Raw genomic sequence first — 21,115 nt, 5'->3', positions numbered from 1 at the left:
CTTAAGGTTATTAAAAAATTAAAAATCAATGGCAAAAAAAGAAAAAGAAAAAGTAGAGGAAATCAAGGATAAAGAAGCTAAAGCCAAAGCCTTAAAACTTGCTTTAGAGAAACTTGATAAAACCTTTGGAAAGGGAACCGTAATGCGCTTAGGCGATAAGGTTGCTGAGAAGGTAGAGGTAATCCCCTCTGGCTCTTTAGGGTTGGATATAGCCTTAGGGGTAGGAGGTTATCCTCGTGGACGCATTATTGAGATTTTCGGTCAGGAATCTTCAGGGAAAACTACCCTTACCTTGCATGCTATTGCAGAGGCTCAGAAAAAAGGAGGTTCAGCTGCCTTTATTGATGCAGAACATGCTTTTGATCCAGGGTATGCTAAGAAAATAGGAATAGATATAGATAATCTCATTATTTCACAACCTGATAATGGAGAGCAAGCTCTGGAGATTGTGGACAATCTTATTCGTTCAGGAGCAGTGGATATTATTGTGGTGGACTCTGTAGCAGCCCTTACTCCTAAAGTGGAAATTGAAGGAGATATGGGAGAATCCAAGATGGGGGTACATGCACGCCTTATGTCTCAGGCGCTTCGTAAAATAACAGGGAGTATTAGTAGGGCTAATTGTGTGGTGATGTTCATCAATCAACTCAGGGAAAAAATAGGGGTTTCCTTTGGAAATCCTGAGACCACTACTGGAGGAAATGCCTTAAAATTCTATGCATCTGTAAGAGTGGATGTACGCCGACAACCTTCTCCTTTGAAAAATAAAGAAGGAGAAGCCTATGGAAGCCTTACCAGAGTAAAAGTAGTAAAGAACAAAGTAGCCCCTCCTTTCCAAAATACTGAATTTGAAATTATATACGGAGAGGGAATTTCAAAAACGGGAGAAATTATAGATTGGGGAACGGATTATGATATTCTTTCTAAAAGTGGGGCATGGTATAGCTATGGAGGTACACGTTTGGCTCAAGGGAGAGAGGCTATGAAGACAGTACTTTTGGATAATCCTGAAATGGCAGAAGAGATAGAAAATAAAATTAAAGAAGCTGTTAGGGAAGGAAAAGTAGTTGTTAAGAAAAAAACAAAGACAAAATCCAAGAGTAAAGATCAGGAAGATGAATCTGAATATGATGAACCTGATGATGAAGCCTTTGACGAGGAAGAAGATGATAAATAAAAATAAAGCAACCTATATAGGTTGCTTTATTTTTAAGTAGTTAGTTCTATTTGAAGAAAAAAACTGTCCAAAAAACTGCAAATACTCTTCCTCTTACCTCCTACAGGAGGTAAGGATTATTGTTAACTATACTTTTTGGATAGCGATCTCTCGTAAGGATTAATATTCAAATTGAACGTTTTTTTCTTTATTCCCAGTCCAATAAGAACGATAAAGATTAAGACTATTGACGATTTCCCCATACAAGGTTTCATTGTGCTTTTTCACATCCTCCAGGTGATAGAACTTTGCCAATACATGCTTATGTTCTATCCAGTCTAAGGATTGCATGCAATCATCCAAACAGTCCAAAGTGTATCCGAAATAATCTGGAAAAGAGAAGCCTTCTTTCATTCTCATCAAAAAAGTGCGTTCATCATGTACATTTCGCAAATCAATGTGAAATTCCAAAGCATTTTTTCTAATGTAGGTACTCATTTTTATTAATTAGTATTTTTATAAAAAAGTGTTTTTATGTTAGAAAAATGTTGTGTTGTCTTATTTATTCTAATTATTATACTTGAATTACTCCTAAGTTAAAATTCTTCTCAATAGGGGCGTTATTGGCAGCCTCTATCCCTTGGGAGATCCATTTTCGTGTATCTAAAGGATCAATGATAGCATCTGTCCACAAGCGTGCAGCGGCATAATAGGGTGTGGTTTGTGCTTCATATTTTGATTGTATCTCCTCCAATAACTGAGTTTCTCTCTCAGGTGAAAGGCTCTCTCCTCTACGCTTAAGGGTTGCTGTTTCTATCTGTAGGAGTACTTTAGCAGCTTGTACCCCTCCCATTACTGCTATATGAGCTGTGGGGTAGGCAACAATAAGGCGAGGGTCATACGCTTTGCCACACATGGCATAGTTACCAGCACCATAGGAGTTGCCTATAATAATAGTGAATTTTGGAACCACAGAATTAGCAACTGCATTTACTAACTTTGCTCCATCCTTAATAATTCCTCCATGTTCGGACTTACTACCCACCATAAAGCCGGTAACATCTTGTAGAAATACCAAAGGAATCCTCTTTTGGTTACAGTTAGCTATAAAGCGAGTTGCCTTATCAGCACTATCGGAATAAATAACTCCCCCCACCTGCATCTCTCCTTTTTTTGTTTTTACCACCTTTCGTTGGTTAGCTACAATCCCTACAGCCCAGCCATCTATGCGGGCATAACCTGTAAGGATTGTTTTTCCATAACCTTCTTTGTATTCCTCCCACTCGGAGTCATCCACTATGCGAAGGATAATTTCTTTCATATCATAAGGAAGAGACCTATCATAGGGCAGAATACCATAGATATCCGTTTCTTTGAGTTTGGGTTTTGCGCTCTTTATTCTATTGAAACCGGCTTTAGGAGCGTCTCCTAATTTGTCAACAAGATTTTTAATAACCTTTAAGGCATCATAATCATTTTCACATTGATAATCTGTAACTCCACTAATTTGGCAATGTGTAGTTGCTCCTCCAAGTGTTTCGTTATCAATATTCTCTCCTATGGCAGCCTTCACTAAGTAACTTCCTGCTAAGAATATGCTTCCTGTTTTGTTAACTATCAGAGCTTCATCACTCATAATAGGCAGATAAGCGCCTCCTGCTACACAACTTCCCATGATGGCTGCTATCTGAACAATTCCCATACTACTCATCTGTGCATTGTTACGGAAAATACGTCCAAAGTGTTCCTTATCAGGGAAGACTTCATCTTGTAAAGGAAGAAAAACGCCTGCACTATCTACTAAATAGATGATAGGCAAGCGATTTTCTATTGATATCTCTTGTGCGCGAAGATTCTTTTTGCAAGTCATTGGGAACCAAGCACCTGCCTTCACTGAAGCATCGTTAGCAACGACAATCACCTGCCTACCCTTCACATAACCGATTTCTACAATAACTCCTGCAGAAGGGCAACCTCCATAATCCTTATACATGCCCTCTGCTGCAAAAGCGCCTATTTCCAAACGTGATTTATCTTTGTCCAATAGGTAATCAATACGCTCGCGTGCAGTTAGCTTACCTTGTGAATGAAGTTTCTCTATAGCTTTTTCTCCACCTCCAAGTTTTATTTGCTCCCATCGTTGACGAACTTGGTCACGAGCAAGCTTGTTATAATCTTCATTCTTATTAAAGGCTATATTCATTTGGAAATTTTAGAGATTGCAAAATTAGGAATTTTTATTGTTTTTGCAAGTGATTAAGTCTCTTTTTTTTGTTAAAAAATGCTCTATTTTCTAAATGAAAATCAAATATTTTATTTTCAATAGGTTAAGAGAAGGAGTTACTTGACTTCAATAATGCGTACATAGCGTATGTATCCAGTTCCTTCTGTTTTACTTTTCAAACCCTCTGAGGAAAAGGGTACTTCCGCATCAGTAGTGTAGTAATATTGGTCTTCTACGGCGGACTCAAAACGAATTTTGTATCCCTTGTTCAATAGGCTTCTCTCAAGGTTTAGTACAATAGTCTTACGATCACCTTGAGTAATAGAAGCTCCTGTAATAGCATCTACTTTTTCTTTCTTGGAAGAATAAAAACCAAACCACTTTTTAAGAGAGTCATAATACTTACCATTGTCTCCAAAAATATGAAGAGTCTTTTGATAATTTCCCTCTGGATCAATCAAAGAAACTACCATATAAGCGGATTCTCCTGTATAGTTGGTCATCTGTATCATACACTTGTACTTATCCTGTGCTAAAAGAGATAGCGAAAGAAATGTAAATAACATAAAGCATATTTTCCTTATCATAATATAAAGGTTTAAAAAATTAAAAGTACAAAGATAGTAATTCTTGTTTAATGAGAATTAGGAATGATGAATTTTAACAATTTCAAGAGTTTCAAGTATTGTGAAAACTTATTCTACTATAGAAAAAAACGATTAAGATAGTAGACATACTATAGTTTTTCTTTATACTTTTGCCACTGAAAAAAAGTAGAAATATAGTTTATTTTAAATTAAGAGAAATATGTCATTAGTAGGAAAAAGATTTCCAAATATTACCGTTGACGCTATGTCAGAAATGGGTGATAATCTTCGAATTAATATCTTAGAAGAAGCCACTAAGAAGAATAAAAAAGTAGTTCTCTTCTGGTATCCTAAGGATTTTACCTTTGTATGTCCTACAGAGCTACATGCTTTTGAGGAGTTACGAGTTGAATTTGAAAAGCGTAATACAATTATTATAGGTGCTTCCGTGGATACCTGTGAAGTACATTTTGCTTGGCTTAATACCCCGAAAAATCAAGGTGGAATAGAAGGAGTTACTTATCCTCTCCTTGCCGATACTACTCGTAATCTTTCTAATGCTCTGGGGATTCTGGACGCAGAGCATGTATATAACCAAGAACAAGAAACTTATCTTATTGAAGGTTCTAATGTAGCATATCGGGCTACTTACCTTATTGATGAACAAGGGAAAATATTCCATGAAAGTGTGAATGATATGCCTTTAGGACGTAATGTTAAAGAATACCTACGACTTATTGATGCTTATACACATGTGCAAAAGTTTGGAGAAGTATGTCCTGCTAACTGGGAAGAAGGCAAAGATGCTATGACTGCCGATAGGAAGAGCACAGCAGAATACTTAGCTAAACATTAGCTCTCACATCTAAAAACAAAAAAATATTATATCTCTTTATTAAATTATGTTAGTAGAACTCACCACTGATACTTTAGGAGAAATAGTACAAGCTACTAAAAAAGTGGCGGTACAATTCTCCGCTTCGTGGTGCGGGAATTGCCGTATTATGAAGCCCAAATTTAAGAAACTTGCCTCAGAGAGAGAGGATATTACCTTTGTGATTGTAGATGCAGAGCAATTTCCAGAATCTCGTAAACTCGCTAATGTAACTAACCTACCTACCTTTGCTATTTTTGTAGATGGACAGCTTGTCAGAGACGTACAAACCAATAAACAAGAGGTACTAAATGAATTGATTGATGAAATTACCAGTAATTAAGCACCTTACTCAGTTTATTGAGGTTAATGATGAGGATTATTTGATAGAAACAATAGAAGTATTAGAGTATCTCACTGAGCTTTCTTCCCTTAAAGAGGAAGAGGTAGATGTTATCGGAGAACTTCTCTCTAATATGTATGGAGCTTTGGAGGTACAAAAGCTTATCAAAGCAGGTACTCCTCAGAAGGATGCTCTTAATGCTTTTATGCGGCGGGTACTTGGTACCATAGATAAATAAATTTAAAAATTAGTTCTTTACAGGAGGCTTCCCAGACTTTTTCTTGGGACAGCCTCTTTTCTATTTTTTTCTTAGTTCTTCTATAATTCTTATGCATTCTATAGCCTCTTTTACATCATGCACGCGGAGAATATCTGCTCCTTGAAGCAAAGAAAAAGTATTCAATACAGTAGTTCCATTGAGAGCCTCTTCAGGAGAAGAATTGAAGAGCTTGTATATCATGGATTTGCGAGAAATACCTACCAAGATAGGGCAATCCAGTTCCCTAAAAAGAGACAGATGTTGCATAAGTTCATAGTTCTGGGCAAGAGTTTTAGAAAAACCAAAACCTGGATCAATGATTAAATCATTGATCTGCAACTTACGTGTTTTATCCTTTATTTGGGAGAAATAGAAGAGAATATCCTTAGTAAGATTTTCATATTGGGTATAGTTTTGCATAGTCTGTGGTGTACCTCGCATGTGCATAGCTATATAGGGTACCTGATATTTCTGTATAACCTCCCACATGGTAGCCTCAATTTGTCCAGCAGCAATATCATTGATGATGCAGGCTCCCGTCTCAAGACTTAGTCGTGCTACTTCACTACGAAAGGTATCTACCGAAATACGAATATCAGGAAAATGTTCCACAAGCATTTTCACTACAGGGATTACCCGTTGGATCTCTTCCTCTTGAGAAACTTCTTGTGCATTGGGGCGAGAGCTATATCCACCAATATCTATAAAAGAAGCCCCATCTAAAAGCATTTTTTCTGTTCTTTTGAGTACTTCTGTACTTTGGGTACGACTTCCTGCATAGAAAGAATCTGGGGTTATGTTCAGTATTCCCATTACTTTAGGAGTATCAAAGGTGATTAATTCACCCTTACAATTAATTTGCATTATTTAGTATTTAGTTTTAATTCAAACAGATGTGTAAGATTGTGAAGTTATTGAAAGATATCTTTTTTGATATGTAGTTTTATAAATCTATATATAATGTAGTGTTTTTTCTCCTTGTAAACTTCTATTAAGGGTCATTAAAGACTATTTTTTTTCAAAAATATCCCCTGAGTTATTCTCTTTGAATAGCTTTCGAGAATCTTCTATAAAAATTTTCATTTGCTTTATAGCTTCTAAGGACATACCTTTAAAATTTTCCTTTTCTACTTGAGTGCAAGGAAGAATCTCATAGTGGGCTTTTCCTTCTTTGTTATAAATATGTACCCAAGTGAGGTAGTATTTAGGAGCAGAGAAATAGGTTTGTTTGTGTTGATTCTTTATTAAAGTAAGTTTGACCATTACTCCTCCATCGGTGTGACGTTTTCGCTGGTTGGAGATAAAGTTTCCTATAGAATAGGTGATAAATTGGTCAGAGTAAGGGGCTTTACAGGGACGTATTTCCATGGGTTGTAGTACATGAGGGTGCCCTCCTATGATAATGTCTACACCATTTTTGAAGAGGAAATCAGCCATATCTTTTTGAGCTTTATTAGGCTTATTAGCATATTCAATACCCCAGTGTACTACTGTGATGAGCTTGTCCAAGTTTAATTTCTGGGCATGATAAATATCATTCTTAATTTGTAACGTATCTAACAGGTTCACCTGAGTAGGATTGGGGATAGGTAAACCATTAGTACCATAGGTATAGTTAAGAATACCTATACGGATGCGGTTTTTTTCTAGGACAAGGAGGTTTCTTCGAGCCCTGTCCATTAGGTCATAGAAGGTGCCTGTATGCCTGATACCTAAGGAATCCAATTGGTAAAGGGTATTAGTAATCCCTTTCAGACCACGATCGCAAGAATGGTTATTAGCCGTTACCATTACATTGATCCCACTATTATAACAAGCTGCTGCTAATGCATTTGGAGAGGAAAAAGTAGGATAACCTGTATAGGGTTTTCCTCCAAGAGTAACCTCTAAATTAGCAATGACAAAGTCATTTTCCTTAAAAATGGGGGCTACCTTAGCAAAAACAGGGTCATACTCATAACGTCCAGTTTGGTTATTGTAAGCTGAGTGGATTTGTGGAGAATGTCCCATGATATCTCCCACAAAGAGTAATGAAAGTGTATCTTTCTCTTGAGGAAAGAGAGGAGAATAGGAGAATAGGAGAAAAATATAAATTATTTTTTTCATCAGAAAAGGATGACTTAGATAATATGTGCAAAGGTACAATTTTTTCTTAAAAGGTAAAAGAATAAATTTTACAGATAAAGATTAGGAAAATTCAAAAAAAAGATTTAATTTTATAACCGTTTTTGAAAGACTTATTTTTAATAGCAAAGTGGTAATTGACAGCTTCTTACAGAAAAGGAATATTATCAAAAATGCAAAGAATAAGTCTGTCATAAGGGATTTTTAGGCAAAAGTGTTGCAGATAAATCAGTAAAAGATAAGAAACAGCAAATTATTTATTATAAATACTATGGAACAGCAAAAGAAACATTATTTTGACACAAAAGTACTGGGGCAACCCTCAGGGCTTTTCTTTTTGTTCTTTACTGAGATGTGGGAGCGCTTCTCTTTTTATGGGATGCGAGTACTCTTGGTGCAATTCTTAACTGCCGAAATTCTCTTTGGTGATCCCAAGGGAGGTTGGGGCTGGACCCCTGAACAAGCGGCATCACTCTATGGTACGTATGCGATGCTTCTTTACCTTACTCCTGTTTTGGGAGGTATTATCGCCGATAGGTATATTGGAGCACGTAATGCCGTAATTACGGGGGCAGTAGTGATGACCTTTGGACAATTATGTCTATTCCTATCAACCCCTATTATGTTCTTTTTGGGACTTACCTGCCTTGTTATTGGGGTAGGGTTCTTTAAACCTAATGTACCTTCTATCCTTTCGGAAATGTTCAAGGAGCATGCCGATAAGAAGGATAGTGCCTATACTATCTTTTATATGGGCGTGAATTCTGGTTCTTTCTTTGGTACTATGCTTTGTGGTTATCTTGCCATGACTCAAGGTTGGAGTTGGGGCTTTGGCTTAGCTGGTATTTTTATGGCATTGGGTACTCTTCAGTTTATCTTTGCTAAGAACCTTATGGGTGATTTAGGGGTACTTAAGAAGGAAGAACCTCATAAACAGGAACAAAAAGTAGATACTGATAAACGTAATCCTTTTACTCTTGTAGATAGTATTCTTATTGTTGTTGTTACTATATTAGGACTTACCTATGCTTTCAATGACCCTTTGTCTAAGAATGGGATATTTGATGTCTTCAAGTGGGCGGATAGCTCTTTTATGAGAGGGCAAACACTCTTTATTATCATTACTTTAGTCTTATTTATCTATGTACTTTTCTCTCGTATCATGCGTTACGAAGGGGTTGTACGTAGCAGAATGTTAGCGGTAGTGAGTTTAGCAATTTTTATTATGTTTTTCTATATTACCTTTGATCAGGCACCCTCTTCTTTGATTATTATTGCTCGTGATCATGTGGATAGGAGTCTTAGTGGTAGTGGATTGCTTACCTTTAATATTATCAATAGTCTTATTATAGTAGTACCATTGATTATTATTTCTTATGTGCTGATGCAACTTGCTATAGCTACATGGAAACGCATTCCTATTACCAATATGATTCTTCTTCTTTGCTTCTTTTTGATTTGGGTAGTAGTGGTATATATGCTTAAGAGCGAGTTTGCTAAAACAGATTCTGAAATCTCTGTATCATGGTTCTCTGTGCTAAATCCATTCTTTGTTATTACCTTAGCCTCTTCGGTGTCCAAGATATGGGAATCTAAGTTCAATCCACCTGCAGCTTATAAATATGGCTTTGGCTTGTTCTTTGTTGCTATTGGATATTTAGCAATATGGTTAGGTTCAGTGGATTTGGGTGATGGAGCTAAGATTTCTGTAGTATTCCTTATCCTTACCTATTTGTTCCATACTTTAGGTGAGTTGTTTATCTCTCCTGTGGGACTTTCCTATGTTTCCAAATTAGTACCCGCAAGGATGCTTGCCTTCATGTTTGGTATGTGGTACTTAGGTATAGCCATTGCTCAGAAGATAGCCGCTACCTTAGGAGGACAAATAGAGTATGTAAAACAGAACTATGGATTAAGTTCTTTCTTCCTTATCTTTGCTGTGATAGCAACAGCAGCAGGGATATTGGTAATACTTCTGCATCCTATGATTAAGAAACTCATGCATGGTGTGAAATAATTTTTTAATTAAATGAGAATTAAGGACGAATGAAAATTCGTCCTTATTCTTTTTGCATTTTCAATAAAAAAATCCTACCTTTACACCTCCTTACGATAGGACTAACAAACAATTTATTTTAATAACAGACTTATGAGAAGAAAAGTAATCGCAGGAAACTGGAAGATGAATAATGATGCCGAGCAATCTGTTCAGCTCATTAATACCTTGTTACAAAAGCTTCCGCAAACTCATGCGGAGGTGGTTATTGCACCCTCCTTTGTGAATTTGGCTTTGGCAGTGGAAAAAACAAAAAATTCTCCCATTATTGTAGCAGCGCAGAATATGCACTTTGCTGAAAAAGGAGCTTTCACTGGAGAGGTCTCCGCTTCTATGCTTGAAGCTATTGGGATAAAGACTACCATTTTAGGGCACTCCGAACGTCGTGAATACTTTAACGAGACTGACGAGAGCCTTGCCAAGAAAGTAGATACAGCCTTAGCACATCATTTCCGTATTATTTTCTGTATAGGGGAAAAGCTTGCTGAACGTAAGGCAGGTAAGCACTTTGAAGTGGTGAAAGGTCAAATAGAAAAAGCTCTCTTTCATCTTCCACAACAAGCATGGACAAGTATCATACTTGCGTATGAACCTGTATGGGCAATTGGTACAGGGGAGACAGCTACTCCTGAACAAGCACAGGAAATACATGCCTTTATACGTAAGATTGTAGCTGATAAATATGGAAAAACAGTAGCTGATGATCTTTCCATCCTCTACGGAGGTAGTTGTAATGCTAAGAATGCTGCTTCTCTCTTTGCTAACCCCGATGTAGATGGTGGACTCATAGGAGGAGCTGCCCTCATAGTAGATGATTTTATCACTATTATTCAGGCTATGAAATAGTTCAAGAAAGACTTATCATAAGGGATAGAGAAAACTCTGTCCCTTTTTAACTTTTAGATATGAAGAAAGTGATTTTTACACTACTGTTAAGTTTGCTCCCTTTTTGTGCTATAGCACAACCTTGTGCCTATGAGCAGGTATTGCAGAAAATGACGATGTTCTATGATAAGACTTATCCTTCTAAGATAGATATTCAAAAGGCGGATTTTTCTTCCCTTATTCTTGACCAAAGTACGGATTATTTAGGAGCTATAGGGGTCCATAAAAAACGATTAGTAGTCATATTCTCTTCCGCTAAGCGTGACCCAAAGCATCCTTTGGTGTATGAAGTAGCTGGGAAAACACGTGTAGGAAAGAACATACGTCAATTCAAGGGACGTATAATCCTAACCCAGTTTGTCTCAGGTAAATCAGAGGATGCAAGTGGAGAACTCAACACGAAAAATAGTGGTGTACAGGAGGAAGGCGTGGCTGTAGGGGATTTTACCTTGGACGAATACGAAGATCTTCCCGCTACGGGCATATTCAAAGGGAAAGTACTCCTATGGTGGTTTCTCTCCAAAAAGAGAAAAATAGAATATAACGATGGCTATCTCATGGCAGACCCTTACCTGAATAATGCCTATATAGGAACTTGGACAAGTAAGCAAACACATAAGTCTCAGCAAGTAAGTTGGGGTCATTATCGTGTTCCTTGTGCAGGGGATTTGGATATGGGAGCTGGGGAATTCTCTCCTGCACCTCAGTACTATAAGTATGGTTGGGGCGAATATATCAAAGAAATAAAAGCTAAATATCCAAACGCTTTTAAAGATTAATTAGTGGTGAAATCATTATTATTCACTGCATTTTTGTACTCCTTTCTCCAGAGGGGAAGTGACAAAATTCTATGAGAAAGAGATGATTATCAAAGAAGAAGATAGGATAATAAGGCAACTATTTCGAAAAGACATCTGCTCTTGCTCTCTTAAGGGTAATTACTTAAAAACCTCTTAAACTAAGGAAAATTGCTATTTTGCAGTGGATCCATTTGAATTTTCTTTTAAGGAAAGTAGGCCTGTAAGATTCCGTGTCGCTTGGAATAAAGAATTAACTAGAAAAGATCTCCTTTGAAATAAAAAATAATACTCTTTTGTCTGAATTATGGATAAATTCATTATATTTGCACAATCAATTTAAATATAATGGATATGATTTTCAAGAAAAAATTTTTGTTCTTTCTTGTGCTTCTCCTCATGGGAGCTTGCACTACCTCAAAAATATCCCAGCAGTCCGCAAAGGGAGTAATAGCTAAACATGCGATGGTGGTTAGTGCCAAGGAGGAAGCCTCTCAGATAGGGCTTTCTATTCTAAAAAAGGGAGGTAATGCCTTTGATGCTATGGTAGCTACTGAACTTGCTTTAGCTGTGGCTTACCCCAATGCAGGAAATATTGGAGGTGGAGGCTTTATGGTCTATCGTCTTGCCAATGGAGAAAAAGGAGCTCTAGATTATCGTGAAAAAGCACCTAGTAAGGCACATCGTGATATGTACTTGGATGCCAATGGCAAGGTAATTCCTGATAAGAGCACTTTTGGGGCATTGGCAATAGGGGTGCCAGGAACTATTGATGCCCTCTTTGAGGTACATAAGAGATTTGGTTCGCTTCCAATGGCAGAACTCATACAGCCAGCTATTGATTTGGCTCGTAAGGGAGTTATTATTACGCCCTTGCAAGCTGATTTCTATATGGGGAAAAATGTTGATGAAATTAGAAAAGCCAATAACTATGTAACTCCTTTTGATAAAGGGTGGAAGGCAGGTGAGCACTTTAAGTATGAACAGTTAGCACAAACCTTAGAACGTATTCGTGATGGAGGTCGTGCTGAGTTCTATGAAGGAGAAACGGCTAAGCGAATTGTCAGTTATGTACAAGAATTAGGAGGAATCCTAACCCTTGAGGATCTAAAGAATTACCATTCTCAGTGGCGTACTCCTATTACTTTTAATTATAAGAATTATACTATTTCCTCTATGCCACTACCTTCTAGTGGTGGAATTTGCTTAGCACAAATTCTAAAATCGGTAGCTCCTTATAACATAGGAAAATATCCTCATAATGGAGAAAAATACATACAGCTCTTGGTAGAGGCAGAGCGTCGTGCTTATGCCGATAGAGCCTATTACTTGGGAGACCCTGATTTTGTAAAAGTTCCTACAGAAATTCTCCTCTCTCCTGAATATCTTAAGGAACGCATGAGAAGTTTCTCTTGGGATAAGGCAAGCAAATCTGCTGAAATAGCTCATGGGAAGATAGTAGGTTATGAGAGTGATGAAACTACTCATTATTCTATAGTAGATGCACAAGGGAATGCAGTAGCCGTAACCACTACCCTTAATACAAATTATGGCTCAAAAGTGTATGTAAAAGGAGGAGGTTTTTTTCTTAATAATCAGATGGATGATTTCAGTATAAAGCCAGGAGAACCTAATACATACGGATTGGTAGGCTCTGAGAAAAATGCGATTGCACCCAATAAACGTATGCTTAGTTCTATGACACCTACCATAGTGGAAGAGAACGGGAAACTTCGTATGGTTATTGGTACACCAGGAGGTTCTACTATTATTACCTCAGTACTGCAATGTCTCTTAAATGTCTTCGAATATGGAATGACCATGCAAGAATCTGTAAGTAAATCTCGCTTTCATCATCAATGGCTTCCTGATGATGTAATGTTTGAACCTAATGGTTTTAATCCCAAAGTGGTAGCTAAGCTCAAGGCAAAGGGTTATAAACCTAAGGAAGAGAATTTTGTGATTATCGGTAAAGTAGATGCTATCTTGGTTGAAAGAGACGGTTCCTTAGAGGGAGGTGCTGATCCTCGTGGCGATGATACGGCAATAGGGTTTTAATGATCTTATGGTTAAAGATATTTCTTGAGAAGAGAGCTGATTTTAACAATATTTAATGATTTTGTTTTTAAAGAAAAAATCATCAAAAAAATTGTAATATAAAAAAGTTTTTGTATCTTTGCCCGCAATTTGGTAAAGTGTTCAATAGAAGTTATTTTGACTTTCCTAACACATACAAACACTTGTTTTTCTTCTCTTTAGGAGGAGGGAGCGTGATGGAGAAGGTAACGTAGTCGAGTGATTATGTAACCTCCTCTTTTCGTGTGTTTGTCCAAATGGGAACAAATTTGTTATTAAAAAATGCTATGGCAAGAGTAAAAGAGAAAAATGCAGTAATGAGATTTGATAAAATCTCTATCGGACTAGCTTCACCTGAGAGTATTTTAGCGGTCTCTAGGGGAGAAGTATCCAAACCTGAAACGATTAATTATCGTACACATAAGCCTGAGCGTGATGGGCTTTTCTGTGAGCGTATTTTTGGTCCTGTAAAGGACTACGAGTGTGCTTGTGGGAAGTATAAGCGTATTCGTTATAAAGGAATTGTGTGTGATCGTTGCGGGGTGGAAGTTACTGAGAAGAAGGTACGTAGAGAACGTGTAGGGCATATTAGCTTGGTTGTGCCTATTGCACATATCTGGTATTTTCGTTCATTGCCTAACAAAATAGGTTACTTGCTGGGACTCCCTTCCAAGAAGTTGGATATGATTATCTATTATGAGCGTTATGTAGTAATCCAGCCAGGTATTGCCAAAACTATTGATGGAGATCCATTACAGAAGATGGATTTCCTTACCGAAGAAGAGTACTTGGATATTATGGAATCACTTCCTGTAGAAAACCAATATTTAGAGGATACTGACCCTAACAAGTTTGTTGCTAAGATGGGAGCTGAGGCACTCTTTGATCTACTTCATGATTTGGACTTGGATGCACTCTCTTATGACCTTCGCCATAAGGCTAATACAGAAACTTCTAAACAACGTAAAACAGATGCTCTTAAGCGCTTGCAAGTAGTAGAGGCTTTCCGTGATTCCCAGAAAAATAGAGAGAATAAGCCCGAATGGATGATCATGAAGGTCATCCCTGTGATACCTCCAGAACTTCGTCCGCTTATACCTTTGGATGGTGGTCGTTTTGCGACCTCTGACCTTAATGATTTGTATAGACGTGTGATTATTCGTAATAATCGTCTTAAGCGTTTGATAGAAATAAAGGCTCCAGATGTAATTCTACGTAATGAAAAACGTATGTTACAGGAATCTGTAGATTCTTTGTTTGACAATACCCGTAAATCCTCTGCTGTGAAAACGGATGCCAATCGTCCGTTGAAATCCTTGTCAGATTCTCTAAAAGGGAAGCAAGGACGTTTTCGCCAAAACTTATTAGGGAAACGTGTGGATTACTCTGCGCGCTCTGTGATTGTAGTAGGGCCGGAGTTAAAGCTTTATGAATGTGGACTTCCTAAGAATATGGCAGCTGAGCTTTACAAACCTTTTGTGATACGTAAACTCATTGAACGTGGTATTGTAAAAACTGTAAAATCTGCTAAACGTATTATAGATAAGAAAGAGCCTGTAGTATGGGATATTTTGGAAAATGTCATTAAAGGGCATCCTGTACTTCTGAATCGTGCCCCTACACTGCACCGTTTGGGTATTCAGGCATTTCAACCAAAACTTATTGAAGGTAAGGCAATTCGCTTGCATCCATTGGTGTGTACCGCTTTCAATGCCGACTTTGACGGTGACCAAATGGCAGTACACCTTCCTTTGGGACCTGAGGCTATTTTGGAAGCACAGATGCTTATGTTAGCTTCTAATAATATATTGAACCCTGCCAATGGAGCACCAATTACAGTGCCTTCTCAGGACATGGTTTTGGGATTGTACTATATCACTAAGGTTCGTAAGAGTACTCCTGAAGATCCTATTGCAGGAGAAGGTTCCGTATTCTACTCTCCAGAGGAAGTGAATATTGCTTATAATGAACGTAAAGTACACTTAAATGCCTCTATTAAGGTACGTACTAAGGATTTGGATGAAAAGGGTAATATCGTAACCAAGCTTATTGAAACTACTGTGGGACGTGTACTCTTCAATGAGGTAGTGCCTAAAGAAGCTGGATATATTAATACCGTATTGACTAAAAAATCGCTTCGTGATATTATAGGGCATGTACTCAAATGCACTAGTATTCCACGTACTGCAGATTTCTTAGATGATATCAAATCCATGGGATATAAGTTTGCCTTCCAAGGAGGTCTTTCTTTCTCCTTAGGCGATATCATTATTCCAAAGGAAAAACAGGCGATGATTGCCGATGCTAATGAACAGGTGCAGGGAATCATTAATAACTATAACATGGGGCTTATCACCAATAATGAACGTTACAATCAGGTAATTGATGTATGGACTTCTACCAATGCACGTCTTACAGATTTGGCGATGAAGCGTATTAGTGAGGATAGGCAAGGGTTTAACTCTGTATATATGATGCTTGATTCTGGAGCACGTGGTTCTAAGGAGCAAATTCGCCAGCTTACTGGTATGCGTGGATTGATGGCAAAGCCAAAGAAATCCACCGCAGGAGGAGGAGAAATTATTGAGAATCCTATCCTTTCTAACTTTAAGGAAGGTCTTTCTATTTTGGAATACTTCATTTCTACTCACGGAGCTCGTAAAGGGCTTGCCGATACTGCTCTTAAGACTGCCGATGCAGGTTATCTTACCCGTCGTTTGGTGGATGTATCTCAGGATGTGATTATCAATACTGATGACTGTGGAACTCTTCGTGGTATTGAGATACGTGCACTCAAGAAAAATGAAGAAGTAATTGAAACTCTTGGGGAACGTGTATTGGGTCGTGTAGCTCTTAATGATGTTATAAATCCACTTAATGAAGAAATTATTGTCCTTGCTGGAGAAGAAATTCGTGAGGATGCTGTAGCTAAGATTAATGCAGCCCCTATTGAATATATTGAAGTACGTTCTGCTCTTACCTGTGAGGCAAAACATGGTATCTGTGCCAAATGTTACGGACGTAACCTCTCTACAGGTAAGATGGTACAGATAGGAGAAGCCGTTGGGGTAGTGGCAGCACAATCCATCGGAGAGCCAGGTACTCAGCTTACTCTACGTACTTTCCACATGGGAGGTACTGCTGGAAATATCTCTGAAGAGAATAAGATTATTGCACACTTCAATGGGATTCTTGAAATTGATGATCTTAAGACCGTTAGCGGAGAAGATTATGATGGTAATGCAGTAGAGGTAGTCATCTCTCGTACCTCTGAGGTAAAGATTTTAGAGCCTCATACCCGCATGGTATTAAGTACTTCTAATATTCCTTATGGTTCTTTTATCTTTAAGAAGAATGGAGATACCGTTCAAAAGGGAGATGTAATTAACCAATGGGATCCTTATAATGCAGTAATTATCTCTGAATTTTCCGGACAAATAGCTTATGAAAATATAGAACAAGGAGTTACTTTCCAAGTGGAAATAGATGAACAAACAGGTTTCCAAGAAAAAGTAATCTCTGAATCACGTAATAAAAAACTCATTCCTACCTTGCATATTCAAGATAAGGAGGGCAATATATTACGTTCCTACACCTTGCCTTTGGGAGCTCACATCATGGTAGATGATAAAGAGAAGATAAAAGAAGGTAAGATTTTGGTTAAGATACCTCGTAAATCCGCTAAGTCTGGGGATATTACAGGAGGTCTTCCTCGTGTAACTGAGCTTTTTGAGGCACGTAATCCTTCTAATCCTGCAATTGTAGCGGAAATAGATGGAGTCGTTTCTTTTGGAAAGGTAAAACGTGGTAACCGAGAAATCTTTATTGAATCTAAAACAGGTGAAAAGCGTACTTATTTGGTGAAACTTTCTAACCAAGTATTGGTACAGGAGAATGACTATATACGTGCAGGGATGCCACTCTCTGATGGCTCTGTAACACCAGATGATATCCTAAGGATAAAAGGCCCTTCCGCTGTTCAACAATATTTGGTGAACGAAGTACAAGAAGTATACCGCTTACAAGGGGTGAAGATCAATGATAAACATTTTGAAGTGGTAGTACGTCAGATGATGCGCAAGGTGGAAATTCAGGATCCTGGGGATACACTCTTCTTGGAAGAACAGATGGTACATAAGGATGACTTTATTGAGGAAAATGATAAGATATTTGGCATGAAGATAGTTGTGGATGCTGGAGATTCCGAAAACCTTAAAGCCGGACAAATGGTGACCATGCGACAGTTACGAGATGAGAATTCCTTCCTTAAGCGTCAGGATAAAAACTTAGTAGTGGCTCGTGAGGTAGTTCCTGCTACTGCTATTCCTGTATTACAAGGTATTACGCGAGCTTCTTTACAAACAAAATCCTTTATCTCTGCTGCTTCTTTCCAAGAAACCACGAAGGTACTTAATGAAGCTGCCGTACAAGGTAAAGTGGACTACTTAGATGGATTGAAGGAAAATGTGATTGTAGGTCATCGTATCCCCGCTGGGACAGGAATGAAACGGTATGAAAATATCATAGTAGGTTCCCGTAAGGACTTAGCAAAACAAAATATTAATATATGATCTCATGGAGAAGGTAATAAAAAAGGAGATTAGTATTGAAGTGGATGATAGTATTGCCAGTGGTGTATATGCTAACTTAGTGGTAGTAAATCATTCAGAAACTGAATTTGTTTTGGATTTTGTAAGCATTATGCCAGGAGTCCCCAAAGCGAGGGTGCAGAGTAGGATAATTATTACTCCCTCGCAAGCCAAACAACTGATACATACCCTTAGTAGTAATCTCTATCAATACGAACATGATAAAGTTTCGGAAGATGATATCTTAAATAAGCAAACTCATTTCGGAAATTCAGGGGAAGCGTAATTTAATTAAATAGTTTAGAAAATGGTTGATGATTTTTGTCATTAACCATTTTTTTATTGAAATCCGTTTGCTTATAATTATTGTCAATAGGAAAATATTTAACATTTTAAATGTTAAATTTCAAATTGTGAAAAAAAATAAAGAAAAAATACTTGGTATCTTAATAATAATTTATAAATTTGCACACAAAATACCTTATAAATAGCTAATAAAATTATAAGATTATGAAAATCAATAGTTCTAATATAAAAACAAATAGGTATTTATATTTACTTTTTCTTTTATGCTTTTCTCTGTTAGGTAGATCGCAAACTACCCCTCCTCCATATAGTACGAGTGTTCAGAACACAGTATGTGGAGGTACAGTGAAGGTGGATTGGAGTGCTGCTGTAGCCGCTAAAGGAGCTGCTTATGTAGCTGACTGGTGGGCAGAGCTGTATGATAATAGTGGTGCTAATAAACAATCCCAGCAGGCATTTGATAGTGCAGGAAAGGCAGAATTCAAGAATCTTTCCTCAGGCACCTATAAAGTAAAACTTGTCAGGAAGGATGGTACTATGACCCATCCTACAGTAGTTACCCAAGCGGTAGTCTCCACCTATAGGGATTTTATCGTGGTAGAGCCTTTCGAGCAGACTGATGCCGAACGTGCTGTAGGGGAATGTACCTCCGACGGGAAAATGACCTTTAAGATAAAAAATGGTGCAGGTCCCTTTGTGATAAAACTCTATGAAGTAGGGCAAGCTACCGCTGCAGCTACTTCAGCCCCTACTAATAAGACAGGCAATGAGACTACTGTACAAATTACCACAGGTCTTAAAGCCAATACTAAGTATGAGATAGAGGTAACTGATCAAGTAGGAGGAGGAATGTGCGAAAAAAAAGAAAACCGTAACGTAAGAAACTTCACTACCAAGCCAGCTTCAGCTTCTTTCCTTAGAGGTCTCACCTTAGAGAGTTGCAAACAGAAAGGAGTTCTCAAAGGCTCCAGAGGAATGCTCACGGTAGAGATTAATAATTCTAATGCTATAGGTCCCTTTCAGGTAGAGGTACGTCGGAAAGATAATAACCAGTTAATTGTATCTTCAGGGAATCCGGATGCTTCTTTTCCTAAAGGAGGTGCTACAGGAACTACTCTGAAGGAAATAGAACCTGATGCAGGTAAGAGGTTAGAGATAGGAAAGGATTATATTATTAAGATAAAAGACATAGGAGCAGGTTGTGTAGCCGAACGTACCCAGACCAATCCACTTCGCTTCTCTGCAGAATCCTTGAGACTTCACTTGGCACACACCTGTGCTGACTGTGGGGAATACGAGTTTGCCGTAGCACCTAAGTTCCCTAATAGAAATAGTATTCTCAATTATCAAATAACCCGTGATAAGTTCTATACTTATACTCTAAGGGTTGAAGTAAAGCGTGGTGGGGTAATGCTTCCAGGATATCCTGAACAATTCACCAATACCGATGCCCTGCCACAAACGAGAATAGACGCTCATGGGATCGTGTATGGGAATAATGAGTTTAGGCTGAGTAGTCTTTACGATGCCATGGTGCATAAGTCCGCTCATAAGGTAAAAGGAGGAGATGTAATCACCATTACTTATGAGGATTGTGCCTTGGCAACTCCTATAGTGCTCACTCATACGGTTGTTACTACACCTTACAAGCCTTACACTCAAATAGGAGTACGTAAGAAAATAGGAGGAAGTGATTGTGACAGAGAGGTGGAACTTACCACTCATTTCCAACATGGAGGAACGCCTTCCTATACCGATTTTTGTAATTTCACAGGAATGAAAGGGCGTGTGAAGACCTCCAATGTTTGGCAGGCAGCCACCCCAGTAACGGATATCATGTATAAGTTCTATGACGAATATGATGTTAATCGCCATAGGATGTATGTACCAGTCTCTACCATAACTAACAAATATCAAGTAGAATATGCGGGAGCTTCTACGCCTTTTAACCCCGCTACACCTACTGATTGCAAGCACTATGTCTCTCAGGAGATAACCCTTACTAAGCCTGACTTGATTGATAATATAGGGGTACATGCCGCCTATAATGGGTACGGGGCAGTCCTACAGTGGGAACACAGAGGAAAAAGGGTACAGCTATATGGTGTGAGAGATATAGTAACTGATGCTAACCCCTTGAAGGTCTCTATCCGTCGCAAGGATGGCTTACAAGGGATAAAGACCTATATAGCTACTGGTCCTGAAGGCTTGGCAGGTACCTATAAGATAAAATTTCCTATTGAGAGAACTTACAAGGAGGCAGATATACGTACAGGCTATATACTGATTATGGATGTGCCGCCAGGAGAATATATTGTAAATATTCAGAATAATTGTGCTACCCGTAACCTTCCTCTTACTGTAGCGGAGACTCCTGCACCGTACATACAGATAGATCCCTTAAAGGTAGAGGTAGAATGTAGTAAGAATGGACAAGTGGGAAGAGGAAAGCTTATCTACAGGGCAGTAGATGAGGTAGATAACAATGTACTGGGTTGGCTACATGTCTTTAGAGACCCAGGAGGAACAGAACCACTTTACAAACGGGCTAATACGGGAAACTATATAAGACAAGCGAGATATACAGTTGCCAAGCTTTCATCAGATCCTTCCAAATATGAGAAAAAAGCAGAGATAGACAACTTGCCTCCTGGTAATTATATCTTAGGAATTGGTACAGGAGGTAATCACCATTATACAGCAGTCTATAAGCCAGAGGAGAATGGATATACCTATGGATTTAGACCTCAAGAAAGAGGGGTTGGTTTGTTAGCTCATACCTATATTTATAAGACCTTTACAGTAAAGGAAGTAACGGATGTAGTGCCACTTTCAGCTG

General features: G+C 38.2%; 16 protein-coding genes. 11 read left to right on the top strand and 5 right to left on the bottom strand.

Going from position 1 to position 21,115, the window contains the following annotated elements:
- Nucleotides 1-28 precede the first annotated feature (28 nt).
- Nucleotides 29-1,177: a recombinase RecA gene (recA, locus tag HMPREF9071_RS10925; protein WP_009401300.1), complete on the top strand. Its 1,149-nt coding sequence runs from the start codon at nt 29-31 to the stop codon at nt 1,175-1,177.
- Nucleotides 1,178-1,336: 159 nt separating this feature from the next.
- On the opposite strand, the gene HMPREF9071_RS10920 is transcribed toward recA, so the two are convergent.
- From HMPREF9071_RS10920 to HMPREF9071_RS10910, 3 genes are all read right to left on the bottom strand, one after another.
- Nucleotides 1,337-1,654 carry a barstar family protein gene (locus HMPREF9071_RS10920; protein WP_009401299.1) on the bottom strand — a complete coding sequence of 106 codons (318 nt, stop codon included), beginning with the start codon at nt 1,652-1,654 and terminating at the stop codon, nt 1,337-1,339.
- A 76-nt stretch (nt 1,655-1,730) separates the two neighbouring features.
- Nucleotides 1,731-3,359, bottom strand: coding sequence for an acyl-CoA carboxylase subunit beta (locus HMPREF9071_RS10915; protein ID WP_009401298.1), 1,629 nt, complete (start codon nt 3,357-3,359; stop codon nt 1,731-1,733).
- Nucleotides 3,360-3,496: 137 nt separating this feature from the next.
- Entirely contained in the window at nt 3,497-3,946 is a 450-nt protein-coding gene (locus HMPREF9071_RS10910; RefSeq protein ID WP_009401297.1) for a DUF2271 domain-containing protein, read from the bottom strand.
- Nucleotides 3,947-4,187: 241 nt separating this feature from the next.
- Between HMPREF9071_RS10910 and HMPREF9071_RS10905 the strand changes: the two genes are divergently transcribed.
- From HMPREF9071_RS10905 to HMPREF9071_RS10895, 3 genes are read left to right on the top strand one after another with little or no spacing between them, the layout of a single operon-like run.
- Nucleotides 4,188-4,823, top strand: a complete 636-nt coding sequence (locus HMPREF9071_RS10905) for a peroxiredoxin (RefSeq protein WP_009401296.1) — start codon at nt 4,188-4,190, stop codon at nt 4,821-4,823.
- A gap of 46 nt (nt 4,824-4,869) precedes the next feature.
- Nucleotides 4,870-5,184 (top strand): co-chaperone YbbN, encoded by a 315-nt coding sequence (locus tag HMPREF9071_RS10900; protein ID WP_009401295.1) that lies wholly within the window; start codon nt 4,870-4,872, stop codon nt 5,182-5,184.
- Nucleotides 5,165-5,422, top strand: a complete 258-nt coding sequence (locus tag HMPREF9071_RS10895) for a hypothetical protein (RefSeq protein WP_009401294.1) — start codon at nt 5,165-5,167, stop codon at nt 5,420-5,422. Before HMPREF9071_RS10900 ends, HMPREF9071_RS10895 begins: the two co-directional genes overlap by 20 nt.
- A gap of 60 nt (nt 5,423-5,482) precedes the next feature.
- On the opposite strand, the gene folP is transcribed toward HMPREF9071_RS10895, so the two are convergent.
- Both folP and HMPREF9071_RS10885 read right to left on the bottom strand, forming a co-directional pair.
- Nucleotides 5,483-6,307: a dihydropteroate synthase gene (gene folP, locus HMPREF9071_RS10890; protein WP_009401292.1), complete on the bottom strand. Its 825-nt coding sequence runs from the start codon at nt 6,305-6,307 to the stop codon at nt 5,483-5,485.
- 144 nt (nt 6,308-6,451) lie between these two features.
- The gene (locus HMPREF9071_RS10885; protein ID WP_009401291.1) at nt 6,452-7,549 is read right to left on the bottom strand and encodes a CapA family protein; all 1,098 of its coding nucleotides are present in this window, start codon (nt 7,547-7,549) and stop codon (nt 6,452-6,454) included.
- A 289-nt stretch (nt 7,550-7,838) separates the two neighbouring features.
- On the opposite strand from HMPREF9071_RS10885, the gene HMPREF9071_RS10880 reads away from it, so the two are divergent.
- The 7 genes from HMPREF9071_RS10880 to HMPREF9071_RS10850 all read left to right on the top strand — a co-directional run.
- A complete protein-coding gene (locus HMPREF9071_RS10880; RefSeq protein WP_009401290.1) occupies nt 7,839-9,584 on the top strand; it encodes a peptide MFS transporter in 1,746 nt (581 codons plus the stop codon).
- A gap of 132 nt (nt 9,585-9,716) precedes the next feature.
- Nucleotides 9,717-10,469 carry a triose-phosphate isomerase gene (gene tpiA, locus HMPREF9071_RS10875; protein ID WP_009401289.1) on the top strand — a complete coding sequence of 251 codons (753 nt, stop codon included), beginning with the start codon at nt 9,717-9,719 and terminating at the stop codon, nt 10,467-10,469.
- 59 nt (nt 10,470-10,528) lie between these two features.
- Nucleotides 10,529-11,287: a hypothetical protein gene (locus HMPREF9071_RS10870; RefSeq protein WP_009401288.1), complete on the top strand. Its 759-nt coding sequence runs from the start codon at nt 10,529-10,531 to the stop codon at nt 11,285-11,287.
- A gap of 417 nt (nt 11,288-11,704) precedes the next feature.
- Nucleotides 11,705-13,363 carry a gamma-glutamyltransferase gene (gene ggt, locus HMPREF9071_RS10865; protein ID WP_253908294.1) on the top strand — a complete coding sequence of 553 codons (1,659 nt, stop codon included), beginning with the start codon at nt 11,705-11,707 and terminating at the stop codon, nt 13,361-13,363.
- 305 nt (nt 13,364-13,668) lie between these two features.
- Nucleotides 13,669-17,952, top strand: coding sequence for a DNA-directed RNA polymerase subunit beta' (gene rpoC / locus HMPREF9071_RS10860; RefSeq protein ID WP_040358753.1), 4,284 nt, complete (start codon nt 13,669-13,671; stop codon nt 17,950-17,952).
- A 4-nt stretch (nt 17,953-17,956) separates the two neighbouring features.
- Nucleotides 17,957-18,256, top strand: coding sequence for a DUF3467 domain-containing protein (locus HMPREF9071_RS10855; protein WP_009401284.1), 300 nt, complete (start codon nt 17,957-17,959; stop codon nt 18,254-18,256).
- A gap of 224 nt (nt 18,257-18,480) precedes the next feature.
- A partial coding sequence (locus HMPREF9071_RS10850; RefSeq protein ID WP_009401282.1) for a hypothetical protein occupies nt 18,481-21,115 on the top strand: 2,635 nt, incomplete at its 3' end.

This window comes from Capnocytophaga sp. oral taxon 338 str. F0234, assembly GCF_000192225.1.
Classification (GTDB): Bacteria; Bacteroidota; Bacteroidia; order Flavobacteriales; family Flavobacteriaceae; genus Capnocytophaga.
The sequence above is the reverse complement of the archived record's forward strand: the minus strand, read 5'-3'. Positions and strand labels throughout refer to the sequence as shown.

Coding starts and splice junctions, on each gene's coding strand:
- recA (WP_009401300.1), top strand. CDS start 29: ATGGCAAAAAAAGAAAAAGAAAAAGTAGAGGAAATCAAGGATAAAGAA.
- HMPREF9071_RS10920 (WP_009401299.1), bottom strand. CDS start 1,654: ATGAGTACCTACATTAGAAAAAATGCTTTGGAATTTCACATTGATTTG.
- HMPREF9071_RS10915 (WP_009401298.1), bottom strand. CDS start 3,359: ATGAATATAGCCTTTAATAAGAATGAAGATTATAACAAGCTTGCTCGT.
- HMPREF9071_RS10910 (WP_009401297.1), bottom strand. CDS start 3,946: ATGTTATTTACATTTCTTTCGCTATCTCTTTTAGCACAGGATAAGTAC.
- HMPREF9071_RS10905 (WP_009401296.1), top strand. CDS start 4,188: ATGTCATTAGTAGGAAAAAGATTTCCAAATATTACCGTTGACGCTATG.
- HMPREF9071_RS10900 (WP_009401295.1), top strand. CDS start 4,870: ATGTTAGTAGAACTCACCACTGATACTTTAGGAGAAATAGTACAAGCT.
- HMPREF9071_RS10895 (WP_009401294.1), top strand. CDS start 5,165: ATGAAATTACCAGTAATTAAGCACCTTACTCAGTTTATTGAGGTTAAT.
- folP (WP_009401292.1), bottom strand. CDS start 6,307: ATGCAAATTAATTGTAAGGGTGAATTAATCACCTTTGATACTCCTAAA.
- HMPREF9071_RS10885 (WP_009401291.1), bottom strand. CDS start 7,549: ATGAAAAAAATAATTTATATTTTTCTCCTATTCTCCTATTCTCCTCTC.
- HMPREF9071_RS10880 (WP_009401290.1), top strand. CDS start 7,839: ATGGAACAGCAAAAGAAACATTATTTTGACACAAAAGTACTGGGGCAA.
- tpiA (WP_009401289.1), top strand. CDS start 9,717: ATGAGAAGAAAAGTAATCGCAGGAAACTGGAAGATGAATAATGATGCC.
- HMPREF9071_RS10870 (WP_009401288.1), top strand. CDS start 10,529: ATGAAGAAAGTGATTTTTACACTACTGTTAAGTTTGCTCCCTTTTTGT.
- ggt (WP_253908294.1), top strand. CDS start 11,705: ATGGGAGCTTGCACTACCTCAAAAATATCCCAGCAGTCCGCAAAGGGA.
- rpoC (WP_040358753.1), top strand. CDS start 13,669: ATGGCAAGAGTAAAAGAGAAAAATGCAGTAATGAGATTTGATAAAATC.
- HMPREF9071_RS10855 (WP_009401284.1), top strand. CDS start 17,957: ATGGAGAAGGTAATAAAAAAGGAGATTAGTATTGAAGTGGATGATAGT.